Origin of the sequence: Pseudophaeobacter sp. TrK17 (assembly GCF_042192375.1) — a bacterium.
Classification (GTDB): Bacteria; Pseudomonadota; Alphaproteobacteria; order Rhodobacterales; family Rhodobacteraceae; genus Pseudophaeobacter.
This window is the reverse complement of the sequence record NZ_CP071700.1, coordinates 37,123-52,761: the sequence shown is the minus strand read 5'-3', so window position 1 is coordinate 52,761 and position 15,639 is coordinate 37,123. Positions and strand designations below refer to the sequence as shown.

14 protein-coding genes are annotated in these 15,639 nt (G+C 60.8%); 6 read left to right on the top strand and 8 right to left on the bottom strand.

Annotation, left to right across the window (positions count from 1 at the left end):
- Positions 1-61: 61 nt before the first annotated feature.
- From JZI28_RS00255 to JZI28_RS00245, 3 genes are all read left to right on the top strand, one after another.
- Positions 62-655, top strand: a complete 594-nt coding sequence (locus JZI28_RS00255) for a Crp/Fnr family transcriptional regulator (RefSeq protein WP_349387112.1) — start codon at positions 62-64, stop codon at positions 653-655.
- An 89-nt stretch (positions 656-744) separates the two neighbouring features.
- Positions 745-936: a DUF2892 domain-containing protein gene (locus JZI28_RS00250; RefSeq protein WP_375698847.1), complete on the top strand. Its 192-nt coding sequence runs from the start codon at positions 745-747 to the stop codon at positions 934-936.
- A 162-nt stretch (positions 937-1,098) separates the two neighbouring features.
- Positions 1,099-2,775 (top strand): U32 family peptidase, encoded by a 1,677-nt coding sequence (locus JZI28_RS00245; protein ID WP_375698846.1) that lies wholly within the window; start codon positions 1,099-1,101, stop codon positions 2,773-2,775.
- Positions 2,776-2,890: 115 nt separating this feature from the next.
- Here JZI28_RS00245 and JZI28_RS00240 read toward each other — a convergent pair whose 3' ends face one another.
- The 8 genes from JZI28_RS00240 to JZI28_RS00205 all read right to left on the bottom strand — a co-directional run bounded on the left by JZI28_RS00240 (position 2,891) and on the right by JZI28_RS00205 (position 11,794).
- A complete protein-coding gene (locus JZI28_RS00240; protein ID WP_297339905.1) occupies positions 2,891-3,214 on the bottom strand; it encodes a DUF3775 domain-containing protein in 324 nt (107 codons plus the stop codon).
- 106 nt (positions 3,215-3,320) lie between these two features.
- On the bottom strand, positions 3,321-4,607 hold the full coding sequence (locus tag JZI28_RS00235; RefSeq protein WP_375698845.1) for an adenylate/guanylate cyclase domain-containing protein: 1,287 nt from the start codon (positions 4,605-4,607) through the stop codon (positions 3,321-3,323).
- Positions 4,607-5,818, bottom strand: a complete 1,212-nt coding sequence (locus JZI28_RS00230) for a DNA recombination protein RmuC (protein ID WP_375698844.1) — start codon at positions 5,816-5,818, stop codon at positions 4,607-4,609. The genes JZI28_RS00235 and JZI28_RS00230 overlap by 1 nt, the downstream gene beginning before the upstream one ends.
- Positions 5,818-7,737 carry a DNA mismatch repair endonuclease MutL gene (gene mutL / locus JZI28_RS00225; protein WP_375698843.1) on the bottom strand — a complete coding sequence of 640 codons (1,920 nt, stop codon included), beginning with the start codon at positions 7,735-7,737 and terminating at the stop codon, positions 5,818-5,820. The genes JZI28_RS00230 and mutL overlap by 1 nt, the downstream gene beginning before the upstream one ends.
- 122 nt (positions 7,738-7,859) lie before the next feature.
- Entirely contained in the window at positions 7,860-8,789 is a 930-nt protein-coding gene (locus JZI28_RS00220) for a metal ABC transporter permease (RefSeq protein ID WP_375698842.1), read from the bottom strand.
- Positions 8,786-9,991 (bottom strand): metal ABC transporter permease, encoded by a 1,206-nt coding sequence (locus tag JZI28_RS00215; RefSeq protein WP_375698841.1) that lies wholly within the window; start codon positions 9,989-9,991, stop codon positions 8,786-8,788. Before JZI28_RS00215 ends, JZI28_RS00220 begins: the two co-directional genes overlap by 4 nt.
- Positions 9,992-10,004: 13 nt before the next feature.
- A complete protein-coding gene (locus tag JZI28_RS00210) occupies positions 10,005-10,784 on the bottom strand; it encodes a metal ABC transporter ATP-binding protein (protein ID WP_375700134.1) in 780 nt (259 codons plus the stop codon).
- 41 nt (positions 10,785-10,825) lie between these two features.
- Positions 10,826-11,794: a metal ABC transporter solute-binding protein, Zn/Mn family gene (locus JZI28_RS00205; protein ID WP_375698840.1), complete on the bottom strand. Its 969-nt coding sequence runs from the start codon at positions 11,792-11,794 to the stop codon at positions 10,826-10,828.
- A gap of 203 nt (positions 11,795-11,997) precedes the next feature.
- On the opposite strand from JZI28_RS00205, the gene deoC reads away from it, so the two are divergent.
- Genes deoC through JZI28_RS00190 form a run of 3 tightly spaced genes read left to right on the top strand, consistent with a single transcriptional unit; the run spans position 11,998 to position 15,588 of the window.
- Positions 11,998-12,987, top strand: a complete 990-nt coding sequence (gene deoC, locus JZI28_RS00200) for a deoxyribose-phosphate aldolase (protein WP_375698839.1) — start codon at positions 11,998-12,000, stop codon at positions 12,985-12,987.
- Positions 12,974-13,249: a DUF1272 domain-containing protein gene (locus JZI28_RS00195; protein ID WP_375698838.1), complete on the top strand. Its 276-nt coding sequence runs from the start codon at positions 12,974-12,976 to the stop codon at positions 13,247-13,249. The genes deoC and JZI28_RS00195 overlap by 14 nt, the downstream gene beginning before the upstream one ends.
- Positions 13,246-15,588 carry an aldehyde dehydrogenase family protein gene (locus JZI28_RS00190; protein WP_375698836.1) on the top strand — a complete coding sequence of 781 codons (2,343 nt, stop codon included), beginning with the start codon at positions 13,246-13,248 and terminating at the stop codon, positions 15,586-15,588. The genes JZI28_RS00195 and JZI28_RS00190 overlap by 4 nt, the downstream gene beginning before the upstream one ends.
- The last annotated feature ends 51 nt before the right edge of the window (positions 15,589-15,639 follow it).

The window sequence follows — 15,639 nt, the reverse complement described above, 5'->3', positions numbered from 1 at the left end:
TCGCTTGCACTTGCCAGCCTGCTGGTGTCGGGTAGACCCAGTTCTGTTAGGAGTGGCCCTGGTGAAGATCGGTAGAAAATTCTCGGCCCCAAAGGGCACCACACTGTTCAGCCCCGGACAGGAGTGCCCCGGATTTCTGGTCCTGAAACAGGGCTGTATCAAGGTCACCCTGACTGGCAGCAGCGGCCGCGAGGTGGTGCTGTACCGGGTGCACCCCGGTGAGGTCTGTCTGCAGACCTTTACCTGCCTGATCGAGGATCAAACCTATGCCGCCGAGGGTGTAGTCGAAGAAGATCTGCACGGAGATCTGATCCCGGCAGGCCAGTTTCGACAGGTGATCGAACAGGATGAGGCCTTTCGCAATGACGTGCTGACCTCCGTTGCGCTGCGGTTCAGCGAATACCAGCAACTGATCGAAGACGTCGCGCTGACAGGGTTTGACGCCCGCCTCGCAAAGGTTTTGCTGCGTCTTGTCGATGCAACTGGGGTTGTGCCTGTCACCCACACCGCGCTGGCGGCTGAAACCGCCTCGGGGCGCGCATATGTGTCGCGTCGCCTGGCAGAATTTGCCCGCCGTGGCCTGGTCGAACAGCTCTCGGACGGTATTCACATCTGCAATGCACCTGAGCTGGCGCAGATTGCCGAACAAAAATAGATTTCTTGGCCTATCTGGTGACTCTGTCACCGCCCCTCATATCTTGGTTTTGCTATGCTCTTCTCAACACCGCAAAAGGAGATCTTCCCATGACCAAGAACGAAGGCAAAATCGACCGCACCCTGCGCGTCATCGCCGGTATCGTCCTGCTCTCGCTTGTCTTTATCGGCCCCCAGTCGCTTTGGGGCTTGATCGGGATCGTGCCTCTGGCCACTGGCCTGCTGGGCAACTGCCCGCTCTACACAATCCTGGGTATCAACACCTGCCCGCTGAAAAGCTGACGGCAGAAGGCGTATAATTTGGCGGAATCATGCGCACTTTGGCCAGCCTGTTTCACTGGGCTGGCCTTTGCAGATGCGCGCCTCTTTGCGCTAGATCATATCTTTCTGTCCCGGCCCGTTCTATAGGCGCGCTTCCCCATTCCTGGTGAAGAGACCCAGCCTATGACCCGCGCCGCAACATCACCTATGAAACGCTCCGAGCTTTTGATGCCCGCAGGCAACCTGCGCAAGCTCAAGCTGGCCATTTTATACGGGGCTGATGCGGTCTATCTCGGCACCCCGGATATGTCCCTGCGCACCAAATCCGAGTTCTCGCTGGAGGAGGTGATCGAGGGTGTAGCCTTCTGTCACGCCCATGGGCGGCGCGCCTATCTGACCCTGAACCTGTTTTCCCACAACAAAGACATCGAAAAGCTGGACGAATATATCGATACCGTCCGCAAGGTGCGCCCTGATGGTTTGATCATCGCAGACCCCGGCGTCTTTCAATACGTCAAGGACCGCGCCCCCGAGCTGCCGCTGCATATCTCAACACAAAGCAATATCTGCTCCTGGCTGTCGGTCAAATTCTGGCAGGATCAGGGGGCTGAGCTCTGCGTTCTGGCCCGCGAAGTTTCGTTTTCTGAGCTGAAAGAGATCCGCGAGAAATGCCCGGATATCAAGCTGGAGGCCTTTGTACATGGGGCCATGTGCATGACCTATTCCGGCCGCTGCCTGCTGTCGAACTTTATGGCGGAACGTGGTGCAAATCAGGGCAATTGCGCCAATTCCTGCCGCTGGAACTATAGCTTCCGCATGCGCCTGAAGGACGGCACCGTGCAGGACCTTCAGATCACCGATGACAACGCTGATATGTTCGAATTCCTGCTGGAAGAGGGCTGCCGCCCCGGTGAGCTGATGCCAATCGAGGAAGACGCGCGCGGCTCCTACATCCTCAATTCCAAAGATCTCTGCATCATGCCAAAGCTGAACGAATACCTGGAAATCGGCGTTGACAGTCTCAAGGTTGAGGGACGCGGCAAGTCTGAATACTACTGCGCCATCGTCGCCCGTGCCTACCGCATGGCGATTGATGACTACTACGCAGACCCGGAAAACTGGGACCCCAAACCCTATATGCGCGAGCTGGAGGCGGTGGGCAATCGCGGCTACACCCTGGCCTTCCATGAGGGCCGGTTGACCAATTACGCTCATAATTACGAACACACCGCCTCCCTGGCGCAGTGGGAGTATGCCGGTGTTGTCACCGAGGTGACAGAGGATGCCTTTCTGGTGGAGGTGAAGAACAAGCTGGTCGCCGGTGAAGTGCTGGAGTTTGTCTCTCCCATCGCGCGCGAGACTGTGCTGTTGCGGGTCTACGACTTTGAAGACGCCGCCACTGGCGAAAGGGCGCAGGTGGTACAGGGCAGCACCAAGACGGTGATTCGCCTGCCCTTCACCCTGTTCGACCACGAAGACATCGACGCGCTAAAGCTGCGGTTCCCGCAGTATTCGGTGATGCGCAAGGAACGCGCCCTGACCGAGGAGCAATGGAACCGGGTGCGGTTTGACAAGCTCACCCAGGGGTTGGAGATCAGCGGCAAGGAAAACCCCGCCGCCTATGCCAAGCGTCGCGACGCCCTGACCAAAAGCATCGAGGAAGACGGCAATACCCGCCGCTTAAAAACCAATCGTGTTGGTGTCGAGGGCTGTTGCGGCAAGGGTTGCAACGGCTGCATGATCTTCTGGCAGGATGACCAATACGCCCGCGCCCGCGACGTGCTGCTCAAGCGTAAACAGGGCCAACAGCTCAGCCGCGCCGAAGCCGCTGAGCTGAAACAGGTAGTCCCGCAGCTGTAAATGATCTGCCCGCGAATGCCCCTGCTTCAGGGGGCACAGGGTCCGGGGCCTCAGGTTACACGACCTCGAATTTCGGGGGCTCAGGCCACTGGGTTCTGGCCCTCATCAGATCGGCCTAACGGCCGATCACATCGTCCTCGACATCCTGCACATCGACGCCCAGCGCATCCAGACCAGCCTCTATGTTGTCGGCCAGATGTGGGGTGCCAATCAGATAGTCAGCCGTCGGGGTAGAGGCCTCAGATTTGGCTGTTGCAATGGCTTCGGCCAGCTCTTCCGGCTCAAAACTGCCCCGGCCAACCCACATGATTGCGGTGAGTTCCGCCTGCTCATCCATGCCCAGGCGGTCGATAAAGGCGCGCAGTTCGCCCTCTGCCCGTCCCAGCTCCCGTGCCATCAGGGCCACCTGTGCAATCTTGCGTGTGGAAATCTCCAGCATTTTCCGTCTCCTTCTGTTCGCCGTTAAGAACATCAGACAGCAGCACAACCCGAGGGTCTTTGATCTGGGGCAAGAAACCAGCGATGGAGCAAATGGCCCGGCGCGCTTAGCCCTCCAGTGCCCCACGTCCGAAGATTTCGACCCAGCTGCTGCGCCCGCGCAAGTGCTCCGCCGGCAGCGCAGACCAACCCTCGCGCGCGGGCTCGCTTCCTGCCGCCTGCAGCACCGCCGCCGAGGCAATCACATCCACCTCTGCCGATTTGGTCAGCTCTTCCAGACGCGCCGCCGTGTTCACCGTATCGCCAAAGACCGAATACTCCAAACGCTGGGCATCGCCGACCACACCGGAAAAAACCTCGCCCAGATGCAGACCAATCCCTACACGCACCGGTTCGCGCCCCTCAGCCTGACGCTCCCTGCCCCAGTCCTTCAGCTCCACCAGCAGGTCATCAACACAGGATAGGGACCGGGCCGCAGCGCTCTCGCCTTCAAACAGGATCATTGCAGCATCGCCGATGAACTTGTCGATCATACCCTGGTTCTGTCCCACCGCACGCTGCACGCGGCGGCGAAACTCGCTGATATAGGCGCCGACTTCTTCCGGTGCCCGCCCCTCGGACCACTGGGTAAAGCCGCGAATATCGACAAACATCACCACCATTTCCTGCTGGCGCCCTTTGCGCAGCTCGCTCAGCTCACCCGCCGCCAGCCGGTCCGCCATCTGCGCCGGTAGATAACGGGTAAGATTGGCGCGGGCGCGGGCATCCGTGATCGAACTATGCAACAGCTGCCGCGCCCGGTAGGCGGCCACAATCAACACCAATCCGCCCAGCGCAATCATCACAATCCGCACCATATTTGGGGGCAACAACAGCATGAACTCGGCACGCGCAGCCAGGTCAGGTGTGATTTCTTCGGGTTGCCAGAGCGTCAGATAGAACAGACCTCCCACCGTCAGCACCACACAATAGGCCTGCAGATAAGGATTAAACCGCAACACCGCAAAGGCCAGAATAACCGGCACCAGCCAGGTGGGCGGCAACAAAAAGGTCAGCTCCCCGGGAAAGCCGGTATTGCTCAGTCCCGCCCATGTGTTCACCAGCATGAACAGACAATCCAGCGTCACCGCTGGCCAGACCATCCAGCGCCGAAACCGCCCCGAGGTGGCCAGCCAATAAGAGATCGCCCCCAGGACAAAATACGACAGCAGCGTGAGCAGCGCCAATAGCCACTGGATCCTCAGATAAGACTGGTCTGCGCCCTCTCCCTTTACCAGGATCAAAAAGGCGGCCAATAAACAACCAGCCACGGCGACACGCAGAACGGCCACCATCCGCTCAACCTTCACCTCCGCCTGACGCAGTAGTTTTGTATCCAGAGGTTCGCTTTTCATTATGGGGTCTGCTCCAGGGGCGCAATAGTGCCAGCGACATCGCCGGCGATCTCTTCAAAATCAAAATTATCCAAACGCTTGGCCCGTTTTCCGGCCTTTTCAGCGCTGACTTGGATCTCGGCTATATCCTTGGCGGCCTGGCCAAAATGGCGGTCCAGATTGCCCACCCGTTCCCCTAAGCGTTCCATATCCCGGTACAGAAGCCCCAATTCAGATCTTATCGCCCCGGCCTGTTCGCGCATCCGCGCATCCTTGAGGATCGCGCGCATGGTATTCAGTGTCGCCATGCAGGTGGTGGGGGAGACAATCCAGACCTTGGCGGCAAAGCCTTCCCGCACCACGGCGGTGAAATTGGCGTGCAGCTCTGCGTAAACTGCCTCTGAGGGCAGAAACATCAACGCGCCTTCGGCGGTTTCGCCCTCAACAATGTATTTTTCCGAGATCGCAGTGATATGGGCCCGCAGCGCCGCTTTCATCTGCCGAATGGCATAGGCTTTCTCGTCGCGACTCTCGGCCCGGTGCAGCGCCTCATAGGGTTCCAGCGGGAATTTACTGTCGATGACAATTGGCCCCGGTGGGTTGGGCAGATGCACCAGGCAATCGGCGCGTTTGCCGTTGCTCAGGGTCGCCTGCATTGTGTAGCTGCCCGCCGGCAGCGCCTTGGAGACAATGTCAAACAGCTGAATTTCCCCAAAGGCACCGCGAGTTTGCTTGTTGGACAAGATATCCTGCAGCCCCAGCACATCCCCCGACAGCTTGGTGATATTGTCCTGTGCCTTGTCGATCACCGCCAGACGTTCCTGCAACTGGGTGAGCGAGGTCACCGTGCGTTTGCTGCTGCCATGCAGGCTTTCCTGCATGCGCTCCTGCATCTGCGCCATGGACTGCGCCTGGCGCAGGGCATTGTCCGCCAGCCGGTCATTCATATGCTGCTGCACCGCAGTCAGGCGCGCCTCTACCGTCTGCACCATCTGCACCTGTGCGCTCGCCTGGGTGTCGGACACATGCTGCAAACCGCCCTGCAATTGATGCACAGATTGGCCCAGCTGGCCGATCTGCCCCGTGAGCGGCCCCATGGCCCGCGCCACCCGCGCCGAAGCCCGCAGGGACAGGATCAGCAGCAACACCAGCAGCGCGGCAAACCCGCCTGCCAGAAGGATCAGCAGCCCGACTTCATTCATTGCCTGAACTGCCTCCTCCATGCCCTCCATCAGCTGCGCCCAAACAGCCGTTCGATATCGGCAAGCTTCAGCTCCACATAGGTGGGGCGACCATGGTTGCATTGGCCGGAATGCGGTGTTGCCTCCATTTCGCGCAGCAGCGCATTCATCTCTTCGCCGCGCATGCGCCGACCGGACCGGATCGACCCGTGGCAGGCAACCCTGGACAGGATCGCCTCCAGCCGCGCCTGCACCAGCTGGCTTTCGCCCTGGTCGTCCAGCTCATCCAGAATATCTTTTACCATGGCCTCTGCGTTCACCTCTCCCAGCAATGCGGGGGTTTCACGCACGGCGAGGGCATTTCCGCCGAAAGCTTCCAACCCGAGGCCAAATTTCTTCAGCGCCTCCGCATGGGCGAGGATACGCGCGCAGTCATTGCTGCCCAACTCAACAATCTCGGGGATCAACAATGCCTGGGCCGCGACGCCATTCTCCGCCATCTGCTGCTTCAGCTTTTCATAGACCAGCCGCTCATGGGCCGCATGCTGATCGACGATCACCATACCGTCAGCGGTCTGGGCGATGATGTAGTTTTCATGCACCTGCCCGCGTGCCGCCCCAAGCGGCAATTGCTCGGCCCCGGGCGCGGTGGTCTCGGGCGCATCCGACACTGGCCCCGGGGCCTCTGTTATACGGCCACTGTATTCTCCTTGCAGCTCGGCAAAGCCTTCGGTCTCCGGCGCGCCATATGTCGACGGCGGTGCTGGCGGAAACGCGGGGTGTTGCCCGGCATAGGATGCCGTGCGCGCGCCCATCGAGGGGCGATCCATCTGATAGACCCGCGCCGCGCCGGTTGCGGTTGGCGCCTCTGGCCGCATTGCTCCCAATGTGGCCCCGGCCACCGTGGTCGAGGCCCGGTGCCCGGCCTCGGCCAGGGCGTGTCGCAGTGCCGAAACAATCAACCCACGCGCAAGCCCAGGATCGCGAAAGCGCACTTCGGACTTCGCCGGATGCACATTCACATCCACCAGGGTAGGGTCACAGTCGATAAACAGCGCCGCCGCTGGGTGGCGGTCACGGCTGAGAAAATCAAAATAAGCGCCCCGCAGTGCGCCGGTGAGCATTTTGTCTTTGACGGGCCGCGAATTCACAAACAGGAACTGCGCCACCGCAGCCCCGCGCGAATAGGTCGGCAGGGCGGCATAGCCAAACAGGCGAATACCCTCGCGGGTGGCATCTATACGCAGCGCGTTTTCCGCAAATTCCCGCCCCAGCACCGAGGCCAGGCGCCCATGCAGCGCGTCAAACAAATCGCCAGTCAACGGATCTGCCCGAAAAGTCACCCGACCTTCACCGCCACCAGAAACATCGCGCAGGGTGAACCCCACCGAAGGCTCTGCCATGGCGAGCCGTTTCACCACATCGCCAATCGCTTGGGATTCCGCCCGGTCCGTGCGCATGAATTTCAGCCGTGCCGGGGTGGCATAAAACAAATCGCTCAGCTCGACGATGGTGCCGGAGCGCAGGGCGGCTGGCCGTACCTGCTCCATCTTGCCCCCCGCCACCCGGATCTGCGCCGCGTCATGGCCTTCGGCCCGGCTGGTTATGGTCAACCGCCCCACAGCACCCAGACTTGGCAGCGCCTCGCCGCGAAAGCCGAAGGTATGGATATTCAGCAGATCGGTGCCATCAATTTTTGAGGTCGCATGACGCGACAGCGCCAGCGGCAGATCGCGGGAGGTCATGCCACAGCCATCATCCGTCACCCGGATCAGGGTCTTGCCGCCATCTGCGATCTCGATGGTTATCCGCTGCGCGCCGGCATCAATGGCGTTTTCCACCAATTCCTTGACGGCCGAGGCCGGGCGTTCCACCACCTCGCCAGCGGCGATCCGGTTGATTGCACTGTCATCAAGCTGACGAATGGTCGGGCGATCATGATCGCTGATATGGGGGTCTTGGCTGCTCATACCGCTAAATTTAGCAGCTTCCCACGATTCTACCACAGGGTCTGGTGCAAAAAACGAACAAGAGGGGAACAAAAATATGCTCCCCTCTCTGTGGTCTGACCTGTCAGCTGCTGCGATCTGCGTCAGACGCCCACTGGCGCGCCGGACCGGCCACGACAGGGACCAAAACGAGCGGCAATGACCAGGATCACCCCAGAAACCGTGGCAATCATGCCCGCAGCGCTAACAGCATCTGCCGCCCCCAGCCACAGCGGCCCAAACCCTGCAAAGATATAGCCCAGCACCGCCGAGAGTACCGCAAAGAGAACACTCCAGGTAATCTGCGCTTCCAACCGGTTGGTCATCATGCGCGCCGCCGCGGGCGGGCAGATAAACATGGCGATCACGATGATCGAGCCCACCGCATCAAAAGCCGCCACAGCGGCGACAGCGGCGGTGATCACCAGTCCCAGCCCCAACAGATTGGTGCGGATCCCCATGGTGCGGGCAAAGCCTTCGTCAAAGGTGGAGATTTTCAACGCCCGCCAAAACAGCGCAATGAACAGGCAAACCCCAACCAGCGTCAGCGCCATACGCGGCAGCTCAGCCGGGAGATAGCGCAGCGCCTCCGGGTCCAGCAGCGAGGCCCAGCCGGTGGCATCCAGCCAGATCAGGCTTTCCAGGTTGCCATAAAGCGCATGTTCCACATCCAGATGCACCGCTGAGGTATCACTTTGTTCCAGCAACAACACCCCACCGGCAAACATGGAGGTGAACACCACGCCCATGGCTGCGCCCGGCTCAATCCGGCCCAGACGTCGGATTGCTTCGATCATCACCACGGCAAAAACCGCTGCCGCCGCCGCGCCCAGCATCATCGGCCAGGCGGCGATCATCCCGGTCACCAAAAAGGCCACAACAATGCCCGGCAGCACCACATGGCTGATGGCATCGCCGATCAGGGCCTGTCGCCGCAACAACAGGAAGTTCCCCGGCAAGGCACAGGCCACGGCGGCAAAAATGCCAATCAGCATTGGCGTCAGCGACAGGGGGACGAACTCTTCACCGCTCATGGCATAACCTCGCGTGGGCCACCGATCTGGCGGTCGATTTCCTGAATTTGATCCTGCGTCAGCACCGTTTCAATGTCGCGTAGCCCATCATATAGCGCCGCTGCCGCCTCATGGGTGATATCACTGCGCACCACTTGCCAGCGGCGCTCGTCGCGCAGCGCCTTGGCAGCGCGGGCGCGGCCCCTGGCGGTTGCCACCCCATCGGCGCGGGTCAGGCCTGCGCGGCGCAACAATCGCAGGGTGAGTCTCTCGTAGATTGCCTGGCCCTGCGCCAGCGCCAACAGCCCCTGACGCAGATGCACCCGGCGCTGGAACCGCAGATGGCGCAGCACTGCCGCCAGCACACCGCGGTTGGGTGCCAGAAACAGGGACAGCACAAAAAAGGCAAAACTAACCAGAACAATCAGCGGCCCCGTCGGCAGGTTGGGCGCCGAGGCGGACAGGGCCGCCCCCAGATAGGCAGCCACACCGCCAAACAGACCGGCAAGAAAGACCACATGGTCGGATCGTTCCGACCAGAACCGCGCGGTAACAGCGGGAATGATCAGCAGCGCCACGATCAGGATCAGTCCGACAATTTTCAACCCCACAACAGTGACCGCCATGACCAGCCCCATCATCAGCATGTCGATACGATCTACCGGCAGACCACGGGCGGCGGCATATTCGGGATCAAAAGCCACCAGGGTCATCGGCCTGCGCATCAGCAAAACCAGAAACAGCGTCACAGCTCCGCCTGCCGCAATCACCACCGCATCGCTATACAGCATGCCTGCAGTAGAGCCGAGCAGGAAGCCCTCCAGCCCCGCCTGACGTCCGACACCAAGCGTCTGAATAACCGTCAGCAATACAATGCCAAGGCCAAAGAACACCGACAGAACCGCACCAATAGCGGCGTCCTCCGCCAGGCGTGTGTTGCGGGTCAGCCAGTTCATGCACCACAGGCCAATCGCAGCAGAGACCGCCGAGCCCAGCAAAAGCCCCGCCAGATTGCGGCCATCTCCCCCGGCGAAGGCCATCACCAGAAAGGCGATGCAGACACCGGGCAGGGTGGCGTGGCTGACCGCGTCCGAGACCAGCGCGCGTTTGCGCAGAAATAAAAAGGTGCCCGTGATCCCCGCCGAGGTGCCCAAAAGCGCGGCCCCCAGGGCAACAAGCGTGGCGTTATAGCCGAGCTGAAGCAGCAGAGCGTCCAGTAGCATAGGGGTGCTCCTCTCAGACCTTGGCCAGTTGATCAATTTGCGAGGTTGCCAGCCGCCCGCCATAGGCCGCCTGCAGGGTCTCTTCGGTAAAGGCCTGGGCCACCGGGCCTTCGGCAATGCTGCGGGTGTTGATCAGGAAGACATTGTCGAAATACTCGGTGACGGTGGCCAGATCGTGATGCACCACCACCACGGTTTTCCCGGCCTCACGCAGGGATTTCAAAACCGCGATAATCGCCTTTTCAGTGGCCGCATCCACCCCGGCAAAGGGTTCGTCCAGCAGATATAGGTCCGCCCCCTGTGCCAGAGCACGGGCCAGAAACACCCGCTGCTGCTGACCACCCGAAAGCTGGCCAATCTGGCGGCTCGCAAAATCCGCCATGCCAACACGGGCAAGACAGTCCAAGGCTTTGGCGCGATGGGCGCGTTTGACCCGCCCCAACAGGCCCAGTTCGCGGTATAGCCCCATCAGAACCACATCGATCACCCGTGTCGGGAAATCCCAATCAACGCTGGCGCGCTGCGGCACATAGGCGATCCGGGCGCGTTGCTCTGCCAAAGAGCGGCCAAAAACCGTCACCCGGCCAGAGACAGGTGGAACAATGCCCAAGGCCGCTTTGAGCAGGGTTGATTTCCCCGCCCCATTGGGGCCGATGATCGCTGTCATCTGTCCCGGTTTAACGGTCATATCTACCGAGAATACCGCCGGTTTTTCACCGTAAGTTACGGTAAGGCCGCGAATGGCAAGGGGGCTTTGAGCGATCTTTGCATTCTGCGCCGCGCCGCTGTCCATATGGGCCGCAACCGGTGTTTCTACAATTTCTACTGTCACAGTCATAATCCCGCCGAAAGCTTTCCATCCATGCCGCGGGCCGGGGTTTCTACCGCCCCAAGCGCCCTGGCAATGCTTGTCATATTATGATCCAGCATCCCGAGGTATGTGCCCTCATAGGTGCCGTCAGCGCCCATCGCATCGGAAAACAGCTCCCCGCCGATAGAGACCTCATGCCCCTGGGCAGCCGCTCCTTCGATCAGGGCCCGCATGGAGCGATCAGAGACCGAGCTTTCGACAAAAACCGCTTTGATATCGCGTGAGACCAGCAGATCAACAAGTTCGCCAATCCGGTTCAACCCGGCCTCTGACTGGGTGGAAATGCCCTGGACTCCCAGAACCTCAAATCCAAAGTCACGGCCAAAATAGCCAAAGGCATCATGGGCGGTCAGCAAAACCCGGTTGTTTTCCGGCACCTGAGACAGGACATCTGTCCCATAGGCGATCAGCCGGTCCAGATCTGCCAGATGCGTCGCGGCATTGGCGGCGAATACCTCTGCCGACTCGGGGCGTGCCGTGGTCAGGGCCTCTTGCACCTCTGCGACAACCAGTTTCCACAGCACGGGGGTCATCCAGACATGGGGGTCATATTTGTCAGCATAGTCATCATGGCCCCGCAGCAGATCCTTTGGCAGCCCTTCGGCCACCGCCACCACTGGCCGCTTGCGTTCCAGATCATGGAAGAAATCCTGCATCTGCGCCTCAAGGTACAGACCATGCCACAGCACCAGATCAGCCCGGGTCATCGCCACAATGTCCGAGCGCGTCTGGCGATAGCCATGGGGATCCACCCCCGGTCCCATCAGGGCCTGGACCTTTACCGCATCGCCACCAATCTGACGCGCCGCATCTGCGATCATTCCAGTGGTCGCCACCACTTTGAGCGGCGCCTCGGCCAGCACCCGGCCTGCGGTCATCGGCAAAGCCAGAAGCATCATCAGGCCCAGATAGGCAAAGTGTCTCATACGCATAGGCCGGAGCCTCCTGTTTGTAGCTGTTGGGCTGAATATGAGAATGATTCTCAACTTAGTCAATGAAATTGCGACTTATTCGCAAGAAACTTCTCTGACGTTTGTCCAAAAGGTCAAAATCGGACCCGCCTCCTGCGTGGTTTACTTGCCAAGATGCCGCACCCGTGCGACTTTTGCGCAGAACTCTGTTGAGGATCCCCGGAATGGAAAGCCAAACCTTGCAAGATACAAAACCGCTGGCACTGGCCCAGGAGCCCCGCAACCCGGGCATGGACCTGGATCTGGATTGGGTCGCAGGCGTGCAGGCCAATACCTCTGCGATCGAACGTCGCTGCGCCACGCTTCCTGCACGGCGCAGCGTCAAAAAGGACTATCAGGCCGCCTGGTTGCTCAAGGCGGTGACCTGCATCGACCTGACCACCCTGTCCGGGGATGACACCGAAGAGCGCGTGCGCAGGCTCTGCGCCAAGGCGCGTCAGCCGGTCCGCGGGGATATCCTGCAGGCGCTCGACATGCCGCCACTCACCACCGGGGCGGTCTGCGTCTATCACGAAATGGTCGCAGCAGCGGTTCAGGCACTGAAAGGCACCGACATTCCCGTCGCGGCGGTCTCGACCGGCTTTCCTGCCGGGCTGTCGCCCTTTCACCTGCGGGTCGCCGAGATCGAGGAAAGCGTCAAGGCGGGCGCCAAGGAGATCGACATCGTGATCTCGCGCCGCCATGTTCTGGCGGGCAATTGGCAGGCGCTGTATGATGAAATGCAGGCCTTTCGCGCGGCCTGCGGCGAGGCCCATGTCAAGGCGATCCTCGCCACCGGAGAGCTGGGGTCGTTGCGCAATGTGGCGCGGGCCTCGCTGATCTGCATGATGGCCGGGACGGATTTCATCAAGACCTCCACCGGCAAGGAGAGCGTTAATGCCACCCTGCCTGTCAGCCTGGTGATGATCCGTGCCATCCGCGACTATTACGACCGTACCGGCTTCCGCGTTGGCTACAAACCCGCCGGCGGTATTTCCAAGGCCAAGGATGCGCTGGTCTATCTGTCATTAATCAAGGAAGAGCTGGGAGATCGCTGGCTCCAGCCCGATCTGTTCCGCTTTGGCGCTTCCTCCCTGCTGAACGACATTGAACGTCAGCTGGAACACCACACCAGCGGCGCCTACTCTGCCAGCTACCGCCATGCGATGGCCTGAGCAGATGCTGGAGCTGAGACCAAATTGTGAGTGCTGCGACGGCGATCTGCCGCCGCAGAGCCCAGAGGCCCGTATCTGCACCTTTGAGTGCACCTTCTGCGCCGATTGCGCCGACAAAATCCTCAAAGGCACCTGTCCAAACTGCGGCGGCAATCTTGTGCCGCGTCCTCTTCGTCCCGCAGCGGCCCTGCTGCGCCATCCTGCCTCCAGCCAACGGGTGCTCAAACCCCAGAGCTGCACGGCTAAGGAGCCGATACAATGACCATCAAAGAGAAGTTCGACGCCATGGATTACGGCCCTGCCCCCGAAAATGCCGCCGAGGCCTTGGCTTGGCTGATTGATCAGGGCGACCGGTTTGGCCATTTCATCAACGGTGCCCTCACCGCGCCTCAGGATGGGTTTGACAGCCGCAATCCCGCAACGGGTGAGGTACTGGCCACCCTGAGCCAGGCAACCCAGGACGATGTTGATGCGGCGGTAAAATCCGCGCGCACAGCGCAGCCAAAATGGGAAAAGCTCGGCGGACCGGGACGCGCCCGTTTCCTCTATGCTATTGCCCGGCTGCTGCAGAAACACGCCCGCCTGTTTGCGGTGCTGGAAACGCTCGACAATGGCAAACCAATTCGCGAAAGCCGTGATATTGATATCCCGCTGGCGCAGCGCCATTTTTACTATCACGCTGGCATGGCCCAGCTGATGGAAAGCGAACTGCCCGAGGCCCAGGCGCTTGGGGTCTGTGGCCAGATCATCCCCTGGAACTTCCCGCTCTTGATGCTGGCCTGGAAGGTCGCGCCTGCGATTGCCATGGGCAATACCGTGGTGCTGAAACCGGCAGAATATACCTCGCTCACTGCGCTGCTGTTTGCAGACATCTGCCAACAGGCTGGCCTGCCCAAGGGCGTGGTCAATATTGTCACCGGCGATGGCGCCGTAGGTGAAATGATCGTCGCCGCAGAGGTGGACAAAATCGCCTTTACCGGCTCCACCTCTGTGGGGCGCCGCATCCGCGAAGCCACCGCAGGCACCGGCAAGGCGCTGACCCTCGAGCTGGGAGGGAAATCGCCCTATATCGTGTTTGACGATGCCGATCTGGACTCCGCTGTAGAAGGCCTGGTCGATGCCATCTGGTTCAATCAGGGGCAAGTCTGCTGCGCCGGCTCGCGGCTGTTGGTGCAGGAAAACATTGCCGATCGGTTCTATACCAAGCTCAAAGCCCGCATGGACAAGCTGCGCATCGGCAACCCGCTGGACAAATCCATCGACATCGGCGCGGTGGTGGATCCGGTGCAGCTAGAGACCATCACCACGCTGGTTGCCGGCAATCAGGCCGGGGAAACCTATCAGCCCAGCCTGCGTCTGCCGCCCCAGGGCAGCTTTTTCCCACCCACCCTGATCCAGGGTCTGGCCCCGTCAGATCCGCTGATGCAGGAAGAGATCTTTGGCCCAGTGCTGGTCTCCTGCACCTTCCGCACCCCCGCCGAGGCGGTGGAGCTGGCCAATAACAGCCGCTACGGGTTGGCCGCCACGGTCTGGAGCGAAAATATCAATCTGGCGCTGGATCTGGCGCCAAAACTGGTGGCCGGCGTGGTCTGGATCAATGGCACCAATATGTTTGACGCCGCAGCCGGGTTTGGCGGTGTCCGTGAAAGCGGATTTGGCCGCGAAGGCGGCTGGGAAGGGCTCAGCGCCTATACCCGCCCCAAAGGCAAAACCAAACCGCTGGCACCTGTCGCGGCCTTTGCCGGCAAACAGGATAGCCACAGCGCCGATCCGGTGGATCGCACCGCCAAGATGTATATTGGTGGCAAGCAGGCACGCCCCGACAGTGGCTATTCAAAGCCCGTCTTCAGCAGCCACGGCGCACTATTGGGCCATGTGGGCATGGGCAGCCGCAAAGACATCCGCAACGCAGTCGAGGCCGCCGCCGGAGCCAAGGCCTGGTCCAAGACCACCGGCCATCTGCGGGCGCAAATTCTGTATTACATCGGCGAGAACCTGTCAGCGCGGGCGGATGAATTTGCCCATCGCATTGATGCTATGACTGGTAAAAAGGCAGGAGCCAAAGAGGTTGAGACCGCGATTGAACGGCTGTTCACCGCTGCCGCCTGGGCCGACAAATACGACGGTCAGGCCCATGGTGTGCCCATGCGGGCGGTTGCCCTGGCCATGAAAGAACCCGTCGGGGTGATTGGCGCGCTCTGCGCCGATGAGGCGCCGCTGTTGGGGCTTGTCTCGGTCATGGCGCCTGCCCTGGCCATGGGCAACCGGGTGGTGCTTGCCGCCTCGGGTCCCTTCCCGCTGGCCGCCACTGATTTCTATCAGGTGCTGGAAACCTCGGATGTGCCCGCCGGCGTGGTCAATATTCTGACCGGCGAGGCTGCAGAGCTGGCACAGCCCCTGGCCGCCCATATGAATGTGGATGCGGTCTGGAGCTTTTCTTCAACCGATCTGGCGCAGACCATCGAAGAGGCCTCGGCGCTCAACCTCAAACGGACCTGGGTCGCCCATGCCGCGTCGCTCGACTGGAGCCACGATCACAGCCGCAAGTTCCTGTTGGAAGCCACCGAAGTGAAAAACATCTGGGTGCCCTACGGCGAATAGGGAAAACCCCCAGATTCAGGCCCGGCGAAAGCGCGGGTGCAAAACAACAGG